We start from the raw sequence: 16,917 nt of genomic DNA, 5'->3' as shown, positions 1-16,917 counted from the left end.
GTTCCGGAGGGAGCACCATGCGCGGTCATCGCGAAAATCAACTCTTGTCCCGGCTCGATCGCGCCATGTTCGCGCAGCTCGAGCCGCACCTCACCATCGCAGAACTGCGTCAAGGTTTTGCGATCGCGGAAACCCATGCGCATGTCCAGAGGGTATACTTCCCGCATGGCGGCATCATTTCCTGCGTCGTCGAGCTATCCAACGGAGGCCGGATCGAAACCGGCATGATCGGCAGGGACGGTCAGTACGGCGCAGGCCCCGCGATGGATCACAAGATCTCCCTGAACCATGTCGCGATGCTGGTTGCAGGGTCCGCTTCGGTTGTCGATGCCAACCGGCTTCGCGAACTCACCCAGGAAAATCCGAAACTGCGGCAGACGCTGATGCACTATGAACAGTTCTTCCTCGCGCAGGTGCAACAGACCTGTGCGTGCAACGCGGTTCATGACGTCTATTCCCGCACCTGCAAATGGCTGCTGCGGATGCAACAACTCGTCGGCGACGACATGCCGCTGACGCAGGAATTTCTCGCCCAAATGATCGGCGTCCGCCGAACCAGCGTCACGGCAGTGGCGGGAAAATTACAGGACGCCGGCTTGATCTCCTATTCGCGAGGCCGGGTTCACATCATCGACATTGCCAAGATTCAGCAGCGCGCTTGCGAGTGCGATGCAGCCGTCAATTCTCACTACGCGCGCATCTTCGACAGCTGAAAGCTGCCGCCCGGGCGTGCGATTTTCCCGATGCCAGCCGGAGCAACACGTCGCAAGCCTCGCGCGCGGGCGAACGAATGCCTGAAATGTCGGGCACCGGACAGACGATCCGGACGACCGCGGATTAAAATCGGCCAAGGGCGTTTTGTGTGAGGACAAGGCCATGGTCCAGACGAGAAGGCGGATCAAGCACACGGCCACGTTTGAGGAGCGGTTGGCGGAAGAAGCCCTACGGTTCAAGGAAGCAGCTGAAGATCAACCTGCCGGCAGCATGGCCCGGGAGCTGCTTTTGCGCCGGGCGCAACAGGCTGAAGCAGCTTCACGCATGAACCGGTGGCTGTCGTCGCCAGGGCTGGCATCGCGCAAGTGATCGAGTACCGTGCGTATACGGTCGGCCAGGACGGCCATGTTACGGGCTCACGCAAATTTACGTCTCCCAGCGATGCCGACGCCATCGTCCGGGCCAGGCAAACTGCTCGACGGCCACGATATCGAGCTTTGGAGTGGCACCCGACTGGTGATCAAGCTGGAGCGCCCCGGCGACTCGGATTAGCAGGCAACGAGCGGCTCGGCCGGCCGTGCCCGGCAAGCCTCCCGCGCGGTGCGACGCGACGTTACCCGATCGTGAGTTCTACGGTGAGGATTGTTCGCCCGGCGCCGTCCTGGGGAATCGGGCGATGATGTCCCCACGCTAACCGCCCCTTCGCCGTTGGTCTTGCTCGCTAAGCGACGCTGGGACGGAAACTTGCAAGAGTCCTGGCGCCCTTGTTCGCCGACCGACAGAGCAACTTATTGCAAATGTGTATGTTGAGTAGCGTGTTAGCCTTGGTGGTTGAGAACCGGCATGCCGCGATATTATTTCCACATCGATGAGCTGGACACCGATCCCGACGGCACCGAACTGCCCGACCTCGAAGCCGCGCGACGGGAAGCGCTGCTGGCGGCGCGCGAAATGCTTGCCGAGTGGATCGTCCTCGCTGCCGACGGCATGCCGATGAGGATTCTGATCGCGGACGAGGCAGGAAACGTGCTGGCTATCGTCCATCTGCGCGACGCGCTGCCGGGTGCGCTGAAGGAGAAATAGAACCAGCGCCTGCTCCTCGCACCGACGGCCTTGCGCTGCTGTTCGGTCTTTCACCGGCGTCCGCCATGTGCGGAGGCGGTGGCCAGATTGCCAGGGAGGGCAGGGGCTGGCCTGATCGCCTCGAAAGCTTCGCGCCTGCCGGCGCGGCCACGTTCGGCTGCGGCGCACGAATTTCATCGTGCAGCAGGATGCAGAACCGTGGTAGGTTGGGAGATTAGCGCGACCGGCATTGATTGCAGACAAGTATCGAATTTTTTCCGATGGAATACCGCGGCAAGAATTACCTGGTTTTCGAAGGCGACCAGCCCAATTCGTGGCGATGGGCGGTGACGCTTGACGACCACACCACCAAAACCGGCGAAACGAAAACGCGCAGCGAGGCCATCACGCAGGTGGTACTGGCCGTCGACCGGGCCCTTTCAAAATCGGGCAGCCGGTGAACAGGGCCGCCAACGGGCCTGCTAGACCGGCTCAGTAGCCCCGGCGATAACGCCGCTCGCTTTGTCTTGGCGCTGCCGCACGAGCGTAAAACGGGTTGGGGTAGCACTGCGCAGCGCGGCCGGAAGCCGATGCCGCGCATTGGGCCATCGTATAGTACATGCAATCTTCGAAAGAACCGCCTCTCGATGGAACGACATGCGCACAAACTGGAAACGCGGGGTCATAGGTCTGGGCCGGAGCTCGTTCGGCGGCCGCAACCAGACCAATCGTCAGAAACATCAAAGCCAGAATGCGCATCGGATTGTCCTCGAAGTCACCAGCCCGCCTCCGCCTTTTTTGCTGAGGCCGCCTGCTGGAGAGTAGCGTCTGCTGCCAAACGGACTTGCAACACGATGCTGTGAAAATCCCTGACAAGCTCGGAAGGTTCCGGGCGACCAGGGCATCGTTCTTAGGCCTGCGCCTCAAAAGAAATGGGGCGCTTCAGGTCATCCGCCGGCAACCGGCCGCGTCATATTAATCCGCTCCGGATTGAACTTTTCGAGGGGCTGGCCCGTCTATCTACCGAAAGCAATTCTCAGCAATTCCCACTTCACAGCAATTTCAAGGAGTTTCGATCATGCGCCGCAATGTTTCCCTTGCCATCCTGGCAGCCGTATCCGCTTTGACCGTCGTCGGATCGATGACGCCGGCTCCGGCAGCCGAGCGCATCCAGGATCGTTATTGCCTGCAGGGCCGCCAGTGGGGCTATCCCGGCAATTGCCAGTTCTCCAGCTACCAGCAGTGCATGGCGACCGCGTACGGGACCGATGCCTATTGTGGCATCAACCCCATGCATTCGTACGCCTACTATCCGCGCGGCCGGTACTACGACCGGTACTGATCTGCGGGCGGCCTGTTTCGGCCAGGGCCGCAGGACGGAGTGAGCCCGACGGGACGCGCAAGGCGCGGTCCGATGAACAGGCGGCGGCGCAGTCCGCCATCCTGTCTTGAGTTCGAACGGCGATGGCGCTCCGGCTCATCCGCCCGGCGCGCTAGTTCGTCAGCCGTATCGGCGATGCCGCCACAAAAAGCTTTGTGAACGCCGATTGGATCGAGGCGACGTCTGACGCCACCGTAAAATATTTGCCTGCGCACGCCGACAAGGCGATCGGAATATCGTCGACGCGGGTCGCTCCGCCGAGGCTGCCGGGCTGGCCGAGCGTCACGTTGTAACCCCAGTCCCAGGTCATCGGATAATAGGGCGTATTGATGATCGCAACGGTGACGCCCTTGCTCTTGAACGTGCTGCAGAAGGCGGTGTCGAAGACCTTGACCTGCGACCGAAGCGATGGCTCCGAGACCCAGGCGCGTGTCGGATCGTTGACGCCGTCGGTGGCAATGATCACCATTTTCTGCGGACTCGACGCTGAGCTGCCGTCACCGGCGGGGCCGACATCGGTGATGAATTTCGATATCAGGCTGTTGAAAGGCGTTGCCGCCGATGCGTCGGTGTTGGCAAGCGCAGGCGCCGGAAAATTGCTTGATACCATCGAATAGGTGTAGGTCGGAGCCGTCAGTTGCGTCAGGTTGTCGTCGAACGACCACAGCCCGACCTTGACGTGGGATTTCAGGCTGGAATTGCTGTTGAGGTGTGTCAGCAGATTCTGGACGCCCTGATTGACGACCTGGTAGCGCAGTTCGATTCCCTTCTTCTGCGCCCAGGCATATGAATCGGTGCCGTTGGCCTTGTCGTGACAGGCCAGCGCGCAGCCGCCCTGGCCGTTTATCATCTGCGTGATGCCCGCACTGGTCGATGGCAACAGCATCGATGCGGAGATATCGATCAGGAGATAAACGTTAAGGTAAGGTTGGGCCGTCGAGCTCGACTGCGAGGCCGTCGACAATTGGGTGGTCGGATGGCCGGCCACCTTCAGGAAGGAGTTGGAAACGGTGCCGGTCGCCGTGCCCTTTCCCGCAAGCGTGAGGCCGGTCATCGTGAAGTTGGTAGTGATGCTGGCCGAGATGCCCGATGTCATATTGGAAGAGAAGAAATTGGCGGCAGCGGCATTGGCTGCCGCAATCGCCGCGGTGCTGCCGGCACCGGAATCGAGCGCTTGTTTGCCGGCGATCGAGCCAGCCAGGATCGCGGCATCGAGCGCCGACTGCATTTTGGTGCGCTGATTGTTCGCCACCGAATAGTCGATGGCGCAGCCGACGGCGATCAGCAGGGGCACCAGCACAATCCCGAACAGCACCGCGATATTTCCCGAGCTGTTTTTTCCAAAGCGGGCGACGCACTCGATCGCGCCGATCCTCGTCGAATTGGCAATGTTGGCCAGAGCCCGAAAAAATTGAAGATGCACGGTTGGGCTCGCCCTCGGATCTATGTCAGCCGGTAATGGTCGGTGCTTGTTAGACGGCAAACAGTAAAGTTCCATTGAACGATCCCCGCGATTTCCCGGAGGCGCTGCTTTGGCGGTACGCGATTTGCGTACTTCTACGGAATTGTTGCCGTCATGCTTTCAATTTGGGCAGGCGGATCAAGCTGTCGCTCGTCCGTCCTGGGCGATGTCAGTATCTGCCCCCCGGGTGCCCCAAGTTGATTTCGGGAGTGTCTTGGCTAGAAATTCCGCCGAACCAGACGGTCTATGTGCTGGAACGATAAGGCGGCCTCGGTTGGCGCCCTTTTTCATTGCCTGCGCGCTGGTTTCAATCGTGAGAAACCTCACACAGTCCCCTCCGGATGGTGCATAATGTCTCATGGCAAAAGCAAAAGTGACCTTCAAGACCGTCCGGATCGCAGATGACGACTGGACTATCCAGGCAGATTATCCGGGCAGCGAACAACGCGAGATCACCGGGCTGACCAGCAAGGCAGATGCCGATGACTGGATGAACGGAAACCGCAAGGTCGCGTGGCTCCGATCCCAGGGCTACGCCAAGTGACCCGGTAGGGCCGGCCGGTCCCGCGCAAGGCGCGGCCCGATATCCGAGATTCATCGACTCGCAGGCGATTGCCGGCAACCACCATCGGTTTTTTTGCGCACCAACGGGGGCCGTCGGCTACTTGGCCGGAATGGCCGGCTGAACCGGTGCCGGGCCGGGCGGCGTCGGCTTGATCGCCGATTCAGGCCCGGGTCGGATTGACCGTCGCGCCGGCGTCATTCACCGTGTTGAATGTCGTGCCGGGAGGCGTCTGGGGAGCCCGTCGGTCAACGATCAGGTTGGTGTGATCTACCAGGATGATGGTGGTAATCGAGACGGCCGCGACAATCGCGGCAATGATCACGGGTTTTCGCAGAACGGTTGCCATACAAATCAACGCCGTCCAGGCCGCGGGGTTCCAGCGCCGGCAGCGCTGGCTGATCCACGAAACGTCGCAGCAGCATTCAAGCGAGAGGGCGTTCGTCAACCGCCTGCCGCATGGGCAGCGTTGGTCGCCCGGCCCGGACTGGCCATGCCGGAAGCTTGCCGTGAAGCAATTTTCCGAATGGCTCGAGCCCCGGGCAGGACGTCACGCGTGTGGGCCATCAGGGCCTTGCTTCGAGGATCATGTTGAACGGTGTGCCGGCCACTTTACGGCATTGCGAGAAGCCGCCCTTGCGGATCACCTCACCGAGGCGCTTCGGGCCCGCCTGGGCGCCAAGCGCTTCGCCCACTTCCTGATTGAGCGATGTCGGCACGCAGATATGGGTCGACGACGCATAGTAGACCCGCCCGATCGGATTGAGATTATCCGCAAGTGAATCGCCGGCCATCGGTTCGATCAGCATCAACGTTCCATCCGGCTTCAGCGCCTTTCGCGCGTGCGCAACCGCAGCGACGGGATCGCCCATATCGTGCAGTGCGTCGAACATCGTAACGAGGTCGTAGTCCGCGCCGTCGAAGTCCTGCGCGCGCGCCATTTCGAAACGGAGATTGCTCAGGCCTTCCGCGTGCTTTCTGGCATGCGCAATCGACGCATCGTGAAAGTCGAATCCGATGAACTTCGACTTCGGAAAGGCCTTTGCCATCAGAACAGTCGATACACCATGGCCGCAACCAACGTCGGCAACTGTGGCACCGCGCTCCAGCTTTGCAACAACCCCGTCAAGCGCAGGCAGCCATTCGCCGACAAGATGCGCCTTGTAGCCCGGGCGAAAAAAGCGCTCGACCCCGCAAAACAGGCAATTGCAGTGCTCTCCCCAGCCAAGCCCTTTGCCGGATTTGAACGCCTCGGTGAGCTTTGGTTCGTCGGCGTAGATCGCGCCCAGTGAATAAAATCCGCCGGCCATGTTCACGGGGCTGTCTTCCAGCGCGAACACCGCAGCTTGCTCCGGCGAAAGCGAGAAATTGCCGCTCACGGCATCGTAGGTCACGAATCCGGTCGCCGCCTGCGACGACAGCCATTCGCGTACGTAACGCTCATGCGTGCCGGTCTTGCCGGCGAGTTCGGCGGGCGTCATCTCGCCGGTGGCGAGGGCGCGAAAAAGGCCGAGCTTGTCGCCGATAACGACGAGGGCCGCGTTGGAGGCCGCGCCGAGTTCGTTGACGACGGTACCCAATAAAGGTTCGAGTTTGGTCATATCGAGGGTCATGATGTGATCTTTTCTGAAATGGATTTGCTGCGATACTTCATCGCAGCGTCGGAATAGGGTTTTGGGCGCCTGCGGATAAGGGGCAGAATGGCCACTTCCGGGGCAATCGAGCCATCGGCAAAGGTCAATGAACAAAAAGCCCATTCACGTCAGCCTGGTGGTGTTTCCCGAGTGCGATCCGTCGATTGTGTACGGCGTGTTCGACACGCTGTGGGCCGCGGGTCGCGACTTCGACGAGCTTTCGGATGCGACCCCGCTGTTCGAGCCCCGGATCGTGAGCAGCGAAAATGGTCCGATCAAGCTGGTCACCGGCGTCAGCATTCTTCCGCAGGACAACGTCGATGATCTCGATCGAACCGACGTGGTGTTCGTGCCGAACGTGATGGTCACGAAGCCGGAACACCTTCGGGCGCTCGATCGCAAGCTGCTGGCCTGGATCAAGCAAATGCACCTGAACGGTTCGCAGGTATATGCGGCGTGCGGTGGTTCGCTGGTGCTGGCGGAAGCGGGCCTGCTGGAAGGCCAGCAGGCGACGACGCACTGGACCTATGCGCCGCTGTTCCGGCAGCAGTTTCCCGGCACGACGCTGCATGTCGAGCGCCTGCTGGTGCAAACCGGCGATGGCCACAGCATCGCATGCGCCGGCGGGGCATCGTCCTGGCAGGATCTCGCGCTACTGCTCGTCGCCAAACATGGCGGCACGGCCGAAGCGATCAGGATGTCGAAGCTGTTTCTCTATCAATGGCATCGCGACGGACAGCTTCCCTATGCCAGCATGATTCAAAACGTCAATCATGGCGATGCGATTATTCTCAAGTGCCAGGAATGGATTGCGCAGCACTACGATCGCCCCGATGTCGTTGCAGGGCTGGTGAAACAGTCAGGCGTGCCCAAGCGCAGTTTTGACCGTCGCTTCAAGGCAGCGACCGGGTATGCGCCGCTGGCCTATATTCAGGCGCTTCGCATTGAGGAGGCAAAACAGGCGCTCGAAACCGGTGATGGCACCGTCGAGGAAATCGGCCGGCAAGTCGGCTATGAAGACGCAAGTTCGTTCCGCCGTCTGTTCCGGCGCCTGGCCGGAATTGGTCCTCAGGAATATCGCCGGAAACTGACCCCTCCGGGCGTGGTCCGGAATGCCGGCAAGTCGGTCGCGCAGGGATGAGTTGCCGACTCTCGGAGCTGTTCCGTCAAACCCCACGCTCACGCGGCTGGCGGAGCAAGCATTGGCCCTGGCCTGCGTGGTTTGCTATTACCCGGTAAGCCATCCATTGAGAGCCACAAAAAACACCATGAGTTTCTTCGAGCGATTGAAGACCGCAGCATCCGCCGAATGGCGGGCCTATACCGAGCATCCCTTTACGAACGCCATGGCGGACGGCTCGCTCGCCGAGGCGGCGTTTCGTCACTATCTCGTTCAGGACTATCTGTTCCTGATCGAGTTTGCGCGCGCTTACGCGCTCGCGGTCTACAAGTCGCCTCAACTGGCGGACATGCGCGAGGCGGCGGCCGGCCTTTCGGCGATTCTCGACGTCGAGATGGACCTGCACGTCAAACTCTGCGCCGGCTGGGGACTGTCGCCCGGCGATCTCGAAAAAGCCCCTCCGGCGGTCGAGATGCTGGCCTATACCCGCTACGTGCTCGACGCCGGAATGCGCGGCGACCTGCTGTCGCTCAAGGTGGCGCTGGCGCCTTGCGTGATCGGCTACGCCGAGATCGCGACAAGGCTCGCCGCGCACCCGAACGCGCTGCTCGCAACCAACCCATATCGCGTCTGGATCGCCGAATATGCCGGTGCGGCCTATCAGGAGGTCGCGGCGAACGCGCGGGCGCATCTGGAATCCCTGGCCGATCGCTACGCGACGCCGGCCCGCGAGGCCGAGCTGATCGCGACCTTCAAGGAAGCGACCCGGCTCGAAGCCGACTTCTGGGAAATGGGCTGGCGCCTGAACAGGGCGTAGGGCGGATTGAGCCGAAAGCGTAATCCGCCATTCTGTCCATGGCTCGGAAGGCGGATTACGCTGTCGCTAATCCGCCCTACGCATTGCTACCAGCTGGCCATCGCGGGCCACGGGTTTTCCATTCTTGTAGACCGATCGCCCGCGAGGTATCGCCACCACCGCCTCCGGCACATGTTGCGCATTCAAGGTCACGAAATCGGCCCTGTCGCCGACCTCAAGCCCATAGCCTTCAAGCCGCAGCGCTTTCGCGCCGGCCCTGGTCACGACGTCAAGGGCGATCCCCAATTCGTCGTCGGTGTTGAAGCCGGAGCGGTAGCCGATCATGTTGGCGCGGCCCAGCATGTCGCCATCGCCGTAAGGCCACCAGGAGTCCCGGATATTGTCGCTGCCGCCGAATACGGTGACGCCGGCCTCACGCAGAAGGGTGACAGGCGGAAAGGGCCGGCGTCCGGGCGCGTTGGTCATGATCGCAACGTCGCTTTCCGCCAGAACGTCGGCCGTGCGTTTGGCGATGTCCGTGGCGACATCGCCGAGCGCATAGGCGTGGCTGATCGCGACAAGGCCGCCCATGCCGAGCGCGCGCGACCGCGCCGCAATCTGTTCGATCTCGAAGATTCCGAGCGTTCCGTTATCGTGCAGATGAATGTCGACACCGACCCCGCGCTTCTCGGCAACGCCGAATACGATGTCGAGATGTTTTTCGACATCGCGATCAAAGCTCGCGGGATCGATGCCGCCGACGAGATCAGCGCCCATCGCCACCGCTGCATCGAGCAGTTCAGCTGTCCCGGGTCTTTGCAGGATACCGCTCTGCGGAAACGCGACGAGCTGGATATCGATGATACCCCGGTAGGCCTCGCGCACCGCCAGAATCTTCTCCAGCGATTGGAGCCCGATGGTGCCGTCCACCGTGACATGGCTGCGCATATGCGTCGATCCATGGCCGATACAAAGCTCGAGCTGATTTCGGGCGCGGACTTCCACGGGAGCCGCTTCGGCGAAATTTTGCGCCTGAAAGGCGACGCGTTCATGGACATTGAAGCCGTTGGTATAGGGCTTGTGGGGCTTCCAGTTGTCGCCATAGAAGCTGGTGTCGAGGTGGATGTGTCCTTCGACAAATCCGGGAACGATCAGCGCGCCGCCGAGATCGCGTGTCGGCGTACCGGCGGAGATATGGGTTCCCGCCCTCGAAACGGAGCTGATGCGTCCGTTCGCGACGGCGACATCATTGAGCGAACCGTCAGCGAATTTTGCGTTGGTAAACAGTGTATCGATCGGGCTCACGCGACGTCTCCCAGCCTGAGTAGCCACGGGAGTTCATATTGGCCCTGGGCCTTTGGCAAGGGCTTTGAACCTCGGCACGCCCCTCCGGCACTAAAGGACTGGCACATCAGTGCCGCCGGATGAGAGGACGCTGTGACCATGAACGTGCGGGGCAAGACGGCAGGGTTTATCGTCGCCTTCATGCTGGCGTCCGCTGCGTGTTCGGCCATAGCCGCCCCGCGCGCGACGTCCGATGACGCGCAGGCGGTCGACAAGGCGCGCGCGGCGATCGCAGCCAATGCCGAGAAGGCGCTGGCGAAACAAGGCGGCTCCAAAATTCTGTTCAAGGTCGATAGCGCCGCGTTGCGCGAAGCCGTCGTGACGGAGCTGCGCGATGATGTGTATCGGACCGTGCGGGAAGGGCGCATTCCGTTCTCCGGTCTGGCGATGCGCGACGGCGGCGTCGAGGTCCGGATTGCCGAACCCAAGGACCGGCAGCGCGTGCTGGCCAAGCTGGTGCCATCCGCGAAAGAATCGCCTTCCGGCGCACGGACGATCAGCGTCACCGACAGCGATGACGGGCTGATCCGGCTGATGCCGACGGAGGCCGGGTTCGCCGAGCGCCTGCGCGAACTGGTCACGCAATCCGGCGAGATGATCGATCAACGCCTGCGCAACGCCGGCATCCGGGACGCCAGCCAGCAGCCCGACGGGGCCGACCGGCTTCGCGTGCTGCTGCCGGGCGTCAGGGATCCCGAACGCGTGAGCGCGCTGCTCAGCAAGCGAGGGCGGGTGACGTTTCGCCTGGTCGATGTGTCCGTGATCGCCGCGCTGGCTCAGAAAGGTCCGCTGCCACCGACATCCGAAGTTCTTTACCACTTCAAGACCAGGGAGCCTTCCGTGGTCCTGAAGGAGATCGCAATGGAGGGCGACGATATCATCGACGCGTCGCCCTTGATCGACCCGCGAACCCAGCAGCCGATCGCGTCGCTCCGCTTGAATGCGCGCGGCGCCCGGCGCTTCGCCACCATCACGCAAGAAAATATCACAAAGCCGTTCGCGATCGTCGTTGACGACCAGGTGCTGTCGGAGTCGATTATCAGCGAGCCGATCACGGGCGGATCGGCGATCATATCGGGCAACTTTACGATCGAAGACGCCAACAACGTCGCGATGCTGGTACGTTCAGGGGCGCTGCCGGGGCGCCTGAGCGTCGTCGATCAGCAGGTGGTCGAGCCGGTCGCAACCGCCGGCAAACAGTAAGCGAGACCACGTCAGGCAGCCTCGCGCCGCGAAGTGGGCATGGCGATCTCCCGTCACGTTTTTTTCAAGCTTGGCCGTTTCGCAATAACTATCACGGCCGGGAGACGCGAACCAGTCGCGATCAACAACGCGGCCATGCGTCCCTCGAAAGAATGGCTCTGCTGATGCGCGATCATCATCGCGAAGCGGACAATCTGGTGGGACGTGAGGCCGCCAAGGGTGGCAGCCTGTGCGTCATTTCACGTACCAGTAGGTGCCGGAGCAAGTGGAGGTCGCCCAGATCACCAGCACCTGGCCGCCGAACGGTATGCTCACTTCCATCCTGGGCGGAGCGTGGTTACAAGTCCGGCCGCCCGAGATGGTATCGAGTTCGGTTTGCCTGAGCGGGTTGGTTTCGATTCGCCCGGATTCCATATCTGTCTCCTGTCGTGGGACGAAGGGACCATCCGCATCGTCAGACCGGGCAGGCTAGGTTCGCGCGAGCGACGTGCCGTGAGGTAAGTCACGGTTTGAAGCATCGGCCTCATTCGCACCGGTCATTCCGGCTCATGTGACGATCGTCACGGTGATCCGCGATCGGCAAGCGTAGTGTTGCGTCATGACGAGCAATAGCGCTCTTCACCTCATTCTCAACCGATGGAGACATGTCATGACCAACCGCAATACCGAAAACCGTGAACTGGCGATCGAGGAACTGGAGATCGTGGCCGGCGGCGTGATCGAAGGTGGCTGCATCCGTTTTCCCGACATCCTGAAAGTGCTGTTCCCGAAGCCGCTGCAGCCGACCCCGTGGAAGGACATCTTCCCGATCCGCTGATCGAACGTTTAGTACCGAGACATCCAGTTGGGGGAAAACAACATGACCAATCCTGTGCACGAATTGTCAGAAACGGAGCTCGACCGGGTGTGCGGCGGCGAGCTGGATATGATCAGTCTGCAAAGCATGATGGCTCAGCGGCATATGGCCGTACAGCTGACCACCACCATGCTCCGCGCCATGAACGATACGATGCGCACAATCATTGGAAATATTGGCAAGTAGTTTCGGCAAGTAAGCTTTGCCTGCAGCCGTTGGGCTCAACCGGCTGCAGGCTGGCCTCCATCGACGGTGCGGTGTAGCGTCGGGGTTTCGGGATCGGGCATTGCGCCCTTCCTTAGGGGAACTACCGGCACCCGCGCGGGGTTATCCCTGCAGAGGATAATTTTGCCGTCGAAGGAGTTCTGATGCGCATTCTGACGTTGGCTGCATTGGCGATTGCGGCGGCTGTGGCAGCCCCGTCGGCGCACGCCCAGACCTATGATCCGAAATATCCCGTCTGCCTTCAGGTCTACACAGGCCGGAACGATTTTTACTTCGAATGCGGCTACACCTCGATCCCACAATGCAATATGTCGGCATCCGGCCGCGCCGCACAATGCGTCGTCAATCCCTATTACGAGGGCGGCAAGCGGCGCGGCCAGAAGCCTCGCCGCGACTATTGAGAACCGTTGCGTTCGGTCCGCCCTGCGCGCTGGTGCGGCTATTGGGGCGCGGCATCTGACCGGGCGACGGTCAGGGCGTAGCGCCCAGCCCACCAGCGGAACGAAGGCGAATATGCAAAAGCCCGGCACACCGGCCGGGCCCTAGTTTGAAAATTCTTTCGTGATGAAACTCAGACATTGATAGCGAAATACGCTGGTGCGTCTGTACACTATAGCACAACGAAGCCGCAATTTGCCCCCGTATGACTGCGGAGATCCCACGCATGCGCATGGTCGCGCACAAGCGTGAGCATGCCCGAAATTTTTCGAGACAAGACTTCTCGAGACCAAACCGTATCGAGGGCTGTGCGGCATGAAGAAGCCGGCGGGTTGCGCCGGCTTCCTCTTTCGCTGTTTGGCGCGGCGCCGAACGGCTCAGCCCGGGCCGGCGCCCTGGGTTGCGGTGTACACGGCGTAGAGCGACTGGCTGGCGGCCATGAACAGGCGGTTCCGCTTCGGCCCGCCGAAACAGACGTTGCCGCACACTTCGGGCAGGCGGATCCGGCCGATCAGCTTGCCGTCCGGTGACCATATCGTCACGCCGCTATAGCCGACGGCGCGGCCGGCATTGCTGGAAGCCCAGACATTGCCGTTGACGTCGCAGCGCACGCCGTCCGGTCCGCACTTCACGCCGTCGACCATGAAGTCGCTGAACCGCTTGTGGTTCGACAGTTTGTTGTCGGTGCCGACATCGAACACGAACATGTCGCCCTTGCCGCCCGGCCCGGTATCGCCGGGCCCCTTGCCGGTGCTGGCGACGTAGAGCTTCTTGTAATCGGGCGAGAAACAGAGGCCGTTGGGATCGGGCACCTGCTCCTCGGTCACGACCAGGTCGATGCGGCCTGAGGGGTCGATGCGATAGCAATTGGTAGGCAGCTCGCGCTTGCCCGGCACGAAGCCGGCCGGCTGTCCGATCCGCGGGTTGAGCTTGCCGGCAGGATTGCTGGGGCCTCCCGCAACGTCCGGTTCGCCCTCATAGAGCTGGCCGCCATAGGGCGGGTCGGTGAACCAGTAGCTGCCATCGGGATGGGCGACGACGTCGTTCGGCGAGTTGAGTTTCTTGCCGCCGAAATTATCGGCGAGCACGGTCGCGGTGCCGTCGTGCTCGTAGCGCACCACCCGGCGGGTGAGATGCTCGCAGGACAGCTGCCGGCCCTGGAAGTCGAACGAGTTGCCGTTGGAATTGTTGGACGGGGTGCGGAATACGCTGACGCGGCCGTCATCCTCGGTCCATCGCATCTGGCGATTATTGGGAATGTCGCTCCACAGGAGATAGCGGCCCTGCGAGCTCCAGGCCGGGCCTTCGGCCCACAGCAGTCCGGTATGGAGACGCTGGATTGGCGCGTTGGGTTGGGCGAGGTCATTGAACGACGGATCGACCGCGATGATATCAGGGTCCCAGAAATAGGTGGTCGGCGCGCCTCTGGGGCTGAAATCGCGCGGCGGGGTGGTGACCACGGATGGCGGGCCCAATGCGCCGCCCTGCTGGGCCAGCGCGGTGCCGGCCCCCGCCACGGTGGCCCCGGCGGCGAGCGCCAGGCCGTGGACGAGCGTTCGTCGTGAAATCATGGATTGCGGATCGCGCTGCACGTCGCGTCTCATCACTTCCTCCCAGGATATGCGCCGGCCGGTTGATCCGGCCAAGCGGGTGCAAGGCTATGCCGGCCCGGCCTCGGTTGCGAGCACCTTTCGATGCAGCCCGGGGCTGAAGGATGCAGTGCAAGATGGCTTTACCCCGTTGATCTCCGTCCGTCGGAAGGCGGCGGCGCGCCGAGCGGTTCGCCGGGATGTGGCGCGCCGCTGGTCCGCTCGCAGATCAGGAGGGCTCAATCCGCCGGAGGATTCTCGGCAGGTTTGGTTGCCGCGCGGTAGCGCTTCCAGTTTTCGATGGTCGCTTCGTAGCGGACCGGCTTCTTCGCAGCGGGGGCTGGCTCCGGCTTCGCGGCCGCCAAACCCACGGTGTCGGCCTGTCCGGCTTTGGATACATGTGCTGGCTTCGGATAAAAGGCGACGAAGCCCAGCAGGCCCGCGATCACTAATCCAACAGGGATAGCGATCGCCCAATCATTATGTGTACGCTGAGTGACATCATGGCGCAGGACTCTCGTTAAGTCTCTTGGCATGTTCAGCTCCCACGTTGCATTGGTTTTTGTAAGTCGAGACGCGCGGCGGCAATCGTGAGCTGCTTCACTATTGGCGCTCACAAATCCGTTAGGGGTGGCCGGGCGGTGGCCCCGAGCCCGCGCGCAGCCTGAACGATCCGCGCCTTCGAAAAAGTGATCCGGATCACGGAAATGCCGATGGAAATGCGCCTTTCCCGTTCGATCGCCGTTCAGCCTCCCGGCGCATTTTGCGATTGCACCGCGCCTGCTCGCATCGATCGCTTTTGACTCAATCGATTGGCGAAGCTCGTTGGTCGGCCGCGCAAGCCTCGACACGCGGCCTCTCGGCCCATAACCTCCGCCGCGCAATTGGAGGAGAACCGAATTGGCCAAGAGAGTTGTGAAGAGAGTTGTGAAGCGCGCTTCGAAAAAGACGCCCGCGAAGAAATCGACCAAAAAAACTTCTGTCCGCGCCAGCAAGGCCGCGAAGGCCGCCAAGAAGACCGGGAAAGCAAAGGCCAAGAGCGCTCGTTCGCGCAAGCCGGCCACGCCCAAGGGGCCGGTGTGGCAATGGTCGGCGCTGGAGACCGCGGCCGCCATCCGGTCCGGCGCGATTTCTTCGGTCGAGGTTACGGAAGCTCACGTCGCGCGGATGCGCGCGGTCAATCCAAAGCTCAACGCAATTGTGGTCGATCTCTCCGACGAAGCGCTCAAGGCTGCCAAGGCGGCGGACCAGGCGCGGGCGAAAGGCGGCGAACTCGGCCTGCTGCATGGCGTGCCGATCACGATCAAGGAAAACGTCGATTACGAGGGCAGGCCCAATCCCAATGGCGTGCCTTCGCAAATGAACATCATCGCTCCATCAGACGCGCCGGTGGTGCGCAATCTCAGGAAGGCCGGCGCTGTTGTGTTGGGGCTGACCAACACGCCCGAATTCTCGTTCCGCGGCTTCACGGATAATCCGCTGCACGGGCTGACGCTCAACCCCTGGGATCCTGATACCACCTGCGGCGGGTCATCGGGCGGCGCCGGCTCGGCGGTCGCGGCCGGCATCGGCACGATCGCGCATGGCAACGACATCGGCGGCTCGCTGCGCTGGCCGGCGCATTGCAACGGCGTCGCCACCATCAAGCCGACGCAGGGCCGTATCCCCGCCTTCAATCAAAGCGCCACAGCCGAGCGGCCGATGCTCGCGCATCTGATGTCGGCGCAGGGACCGCTGGCGCGCAGCGTCGGCGATGTCAGGCTCGGCCTTGAAGTGATGTGCCAGCGCGATCCGCGCGATCCCTGGTGGGTGCCGGCACCGCTGGCGGGTCCGAAACCGAAAGGACCGATCAAGGTCGCGCTGGCGAAACTGCCCGCCGACATGAACGTCGATCCATCGGTGCGCGCGGCGCTGAAGCAGGCCGCCGACCATCTGGAGCGCGGGGGCTATCGCGTCAGCGAAGTCGAGGTCCCCGATATCAACGGTGTCTGGCAGACCTGGTGCGACATCATCGTCAATGAAGTCGCCGTGCTGCAGGAAGCCGGAATGCTGGCGGTGGCCTCGGAGCATTTCCACACCGCCTGGGGCGGCATCAAGCTCAAGGCGAACACGCTCGACCTGGCGGGCTGGATGCGTGCGACGGCCGCGCGCAGCGGTCATATTCGCGCCTGGCAAGCCTTCTTTGAGGATTATCCGGTCGTGCTGGCGCCGACCACGGTCATGCCGACGCCCGGGCCGCGCGCGGATACGACCAGCCTGGAACGCGTGGCCGAAATGTTCTGGAACGATTTGCGGTTCATTTCCGCGATCAACGTACTGGGCCTGCCGTCCGCGGTGGTGCCCGTCGCGCTGCACGAGGGCAAACCGATCGGCGTGCAATTGATAGCGGGACGCTATCGCGAGGACCTTGCGCTGGATGCCGCGGCGTCGATCGAGAAACGCGCCGGCGTGCTGGTGCAAAAGTTGTGGCAGCAGATGGCGTGAGGTAGAGCGTTTTCCAGTGAAGTGGACACCGGTTCGCGTCACGAAAA

The 16,917-nt window shown here is 62.2% G+C and carries 21 protein-coding genes; 13 read left to right on the top strand and 8 right to left on the bottom strand.

Features of this window, described 5'->3' with window-relative positions; translation table 11 throughout:
* Window positions 1-17: 17 nt before the first annotated feature.
* The 4 genes from JQ567_RS30760 (at window position 18) to JQ567_RS30745 (ending at window position 2,237) form a co-directional block, all read left to right on the top strand.
* Window positions 18-713 carry a Crp/Fnr family transcriptional regulator gene (locus tag JQ567_RS30760; RefSeq protein WP_212442302.1) on the top strand — a complete coding sequence of 232 codons (696 nt, stop codon included), beginning with the start codon at window positions 18-20 and terminating at the stop codon, window positions 711-713.
* A 163-nt stretch (window positions 714-876) separates the two neighbouring features.
* Window positions 877-1,083: a hypothetical protein gene (locus JQ567_RS30755; protein WP_212442301.1), complete on the top strand. Its 207-nt coding sequence runs from the start codon at window positions 877-879 to the stop codon at window positions 1,081-1,083.
* Between the two features lie 474 nt (window positions 1,084-1,557).
* Window positions 1,558-1,797: a DUF6894 family protein gene (locus JQ567_RS30750; RefSeq protein WP_212442300.1), complete on the top strand. Its 240-nt coding sequence runs from the start codon at window positions 1,558-1,560 to the stop codon at window positions 1,795-1,797.
* Window positions 1,798-2,057: 260 nt separating this feature from the next.
* Window positions 2,058-2,237, top strand: a complete 180-nt coding sequence (locus tag JQ567_RS30745; protein WP_212266008.1) for a hypothetical protein — start codon at window positions 2,058-2,060, stop codon at window positions 2,235-2,237.
* 31 nt (window positions 2,238-2,268) lie between these two features.
* Here JQ567_RS30745 and JQ567_RS30740 read toward each other — a convergent pair whose 3' ends face one another.
* Window positions 2,269-2,535 (bottom strand): DUF3551 domain-containing protein, encoded by a 267-nt coding sequence (locus JQ567_RS30740; protein WP_212442299.1) that lies wholly within the window; start codon window positions 2,533-2,535, stop codon window positions 2,269-2,271.
* A gap of 319 nt (window positions 2,536-2,854) precedes the next feature.
* On the opposite strand from JQ567_RS30740, the gene JQ567_RS30735 reads away from it, so the two are divergent.
* Window positions 2,855-3,118: a DUF3551 domain-containing protein gene (locus JQ567_RS30735; RefSeq protein ID WP_212442298.1), complete on the top strand. Its 264-nt coding sequence runs from the start codon at window positions 2,855-2,857 to the stop codon at window positions 3,116-3,118.
* A gap of 151 nt (window positions 3,119-3,269) precedes the next feature.
* Here JQ567_RS30735 and JQ567_RS30730 read toward each other — a convergent pair whose 3' ends face one another.
* Window positions 3,270-4,580, bottom strand: coding sequence for a TadE/TadG family type IV pilus assembly protein (locus tag JQ567_RS30730; protein ID WP_312017493.1), 1,311 nt, complete (start codon window positions 4,578-4,580; stop codon window positions 3,270-3,272).
* 397 nt (window positions 4,581-4,977) lie between these two features.
* Here JQ567_RS30730 and JQ567_RS30725 point away from each other — a divergent pair, with 397 nt between their 5' ends.
* Complete coding sequence (locus JQ567_RS30725) at window positions 4,978-5,163, top strand: hypothetical protein (RefSeq protein ID WP_212266011.1); 186 nt, start codon at window positions 4,978-4,980, stop codon at window positions 5,161-5,163.
* A gap of 181 nt (window positions 5,164-5,344) precedes the next feature.
* Here JQ567_RS30725 and JQ567_RS30720 read toward each other — a convergent pair whose 3' ends face one another.
* On the bottom strand, window positions 5,345-5,530 hold the full coding sequence (locus tag JQ567_RS30720; protein ID WP_212442296.1) for a hypothetical protein: 186 nt from the start codon (window positions 5,528-5,530) through the stop codon (window positions 5,345-5,347).
* Window positions 5,531-5,747: 217 nt separating this feature from the next.
* Complete coding sequence (locus JQ567_RS30715) at window positions 5,748-6,794, bottom strand: class I SAM-dependent methyltransferase (RefSeq protein WP_212442295.1); 1,047 nt, start codon at window positions 6,792-6,794, stop codon at window positions 5,748-5,750.
* Window positions 6,795-6,921: 127 nt separating this feature from the next.
* Between JQ567_RS30715 and JQ567_RS30710 the strand changes: the two genes are divergently transcribed.
* Both JQ567_RS30710 and tenA read left to right on the top strand, forming a co-directional pair.
* Window positions 6,922-7,956, top strand: a complete 1,035-nt coding sequence (locus tag JQ567_RS30710) for a GlxA family transcriptional regulator (protein WP_212442294.1) — start codon at window positions 6,922-6,924, stop codon at window positions 7,954-7,956.
* Between the two features lie 127 nt (window positions 7,957-8,083).
* The gene (gene tenA, locus JQ567_RS30705) at window positions 8,084-8,752 is read left to right on the top strand and encodes a thiaminase II (protein ID WP_212442293.1); all 669 of its coding nucleotides are present in this window, start codon (window positions 8,084-8,086) and stop codon (window positions 8,750-8,752) included.
* A 66-nt stretch (window positions 8,753-8,818) separates the two neighbouring features.
* Here the strand turns inward: tenA and JQ567_RS30700 are convergent, their stop codons facing one another.
* The gene (locus JQ567_RS30700) at window positions 8,819-10,036 is read right to left on the bottom strand and encodes an amidohydrolase family protein (protein WP_212442292.1); all 1,218 of its coding nucleotides are present in this window, start codon (window positions 10,034-10,036) and stop codon (window positions 8,819-8,821) included.
* A gap of 138 nt (window positions 10,037-10,174) precedes the next feature.
* On the opposite strand from JQ567_RS30700, the gene JQ567_RS30695 reads away from it, so the two are divergent.
* Complete coding sequence (locus tag JQ567_RS30695; protein ID WP_249165835.1) at window positions 10,175-11,278, top strand: SecDF P1 head subdomain-containing protein; 1,104 nt, start codon at window positions 10,175-10,177, stop codon at window positions 11,276-11,278.
* A gap of 234 nt (window positions 11,279-11,512) precedes the next feature.
* On the opposite strand, the gene JQ567_RS30690 is transcribed toward JQ567_RS30695, so the two are convergent.
* Entirely contained in the window at window positions 11,513-11,692 is a 180-nt protein-coding gene (locus tag JQ567_RS30690; RefSeq protein ID WP_212442291.1) for a hypothetical protein, read from the bottom strand.
* 235 nt (window positions 11,693-11,927) lie between these two features.
* On the opposite strand from JQ567_RS30690, the gene JQ567_RS30685 reads away from it, so the two are divergent.
* The 3 genes from JQ567_RS30685 to JQ567_RS30675 all read left to right on the top strand — a co-directional run bounded on the left by JQ567_RS30685 (window position 11,928) and on the right by JQ567_RS30675 (window position 12,760).
* On the top strand, window positions 11,928-12,095 hold the full coding sequence (locus JQ567_RS30685) for a hypothetical protein (RefSeq protein ID WP_212442290.1): 168 nt from the start codon (window positions 11,928-11,930) through the stop codon (window positions 12,093-12,095).
* A 42-nt stretch (window positions 12,096-12,137) separates the two neighbouring features.
* Complete coding sequence (locus JQ567_RS30680) at window positions 12,138-12,320, top strand: hypothetical protein (protein ID WP_212442289.1); 183 nt, start codon at window positions 12,138-12,140, stop codon at window positions 12,318-12,320.
* 182 nt (window positions 12,321-12,502) lie between these two features.
* Window positions 12,503-12,760 carry a DUF3551 domain-containing protein gene (locus JQ567_RS30675; RefSeq protein WP_212442288.1) on the top strand — a complete coding sequence of 86 codons (258 nt, stop codon included), beginning with the start codon at window positions 12,503-12,505 and terminating at the stop codon, window positions 12,758-12,760.
* A gap of 414 nt (window positions 12,761-13,174) precedes the next feature.
* On the opposite strand, the gene JQ567_RS30670 is transcribed toward JQ567_RS30675, so the two are convergent.
* A complete protein-coding gene (locus tag JQ567_RS30670; RefSeq protein WP_212442287.1) occupies window positions 13,175-14,401 on the bottom strand; it encodes an SMP-30/gluconolactonase/LRE family protein in 1,227 nt (408 codons plus the stop codon).
* Window positions 14,402-14,625: 224 nt separating this feature from the next.
* Entirely contained in the window at window positions 14,626-15,237 is a 612-nt protein-coding gene (locus tag JQ567_RS30665) for a hypothetical protein (RefSeq protein WP_212442286.1), read from the bottom strand.
* A gap of 49 nt (window positions 15,238-15,286) precedes the next feature.
* Between JQ567_RS30665 and JQ567_RS30660 the strand changes: the two genes are divergently transcribed.
* Window positions 15,287-16,870 (top strand): amidase family protein, encoded by a 1,584-nt coding sequence (locus JQ567_RS30660; protein WP_212442285.1) that lies wholly within the window; start codon window positions 15,287-15,289, stop codon window positions 16,868-16,870.
* Window positions 16,871-16,917 lie beyond the last annotated feature (47 nt).

Origin of the sequence: Bradyrhizobium sp. AUGA SZCCT0431 (assembly GCF_018131065.1) — a bacterium.
Lineage (GTDB): Bacteria > Pseudomonadota > Alphaproteobacteria > Rhizobiales > Xanthobacteraceae > Bradyrhizobium.
This window is presented reverse-complemented; position numbering and strand designations above follow the sequence as displayed.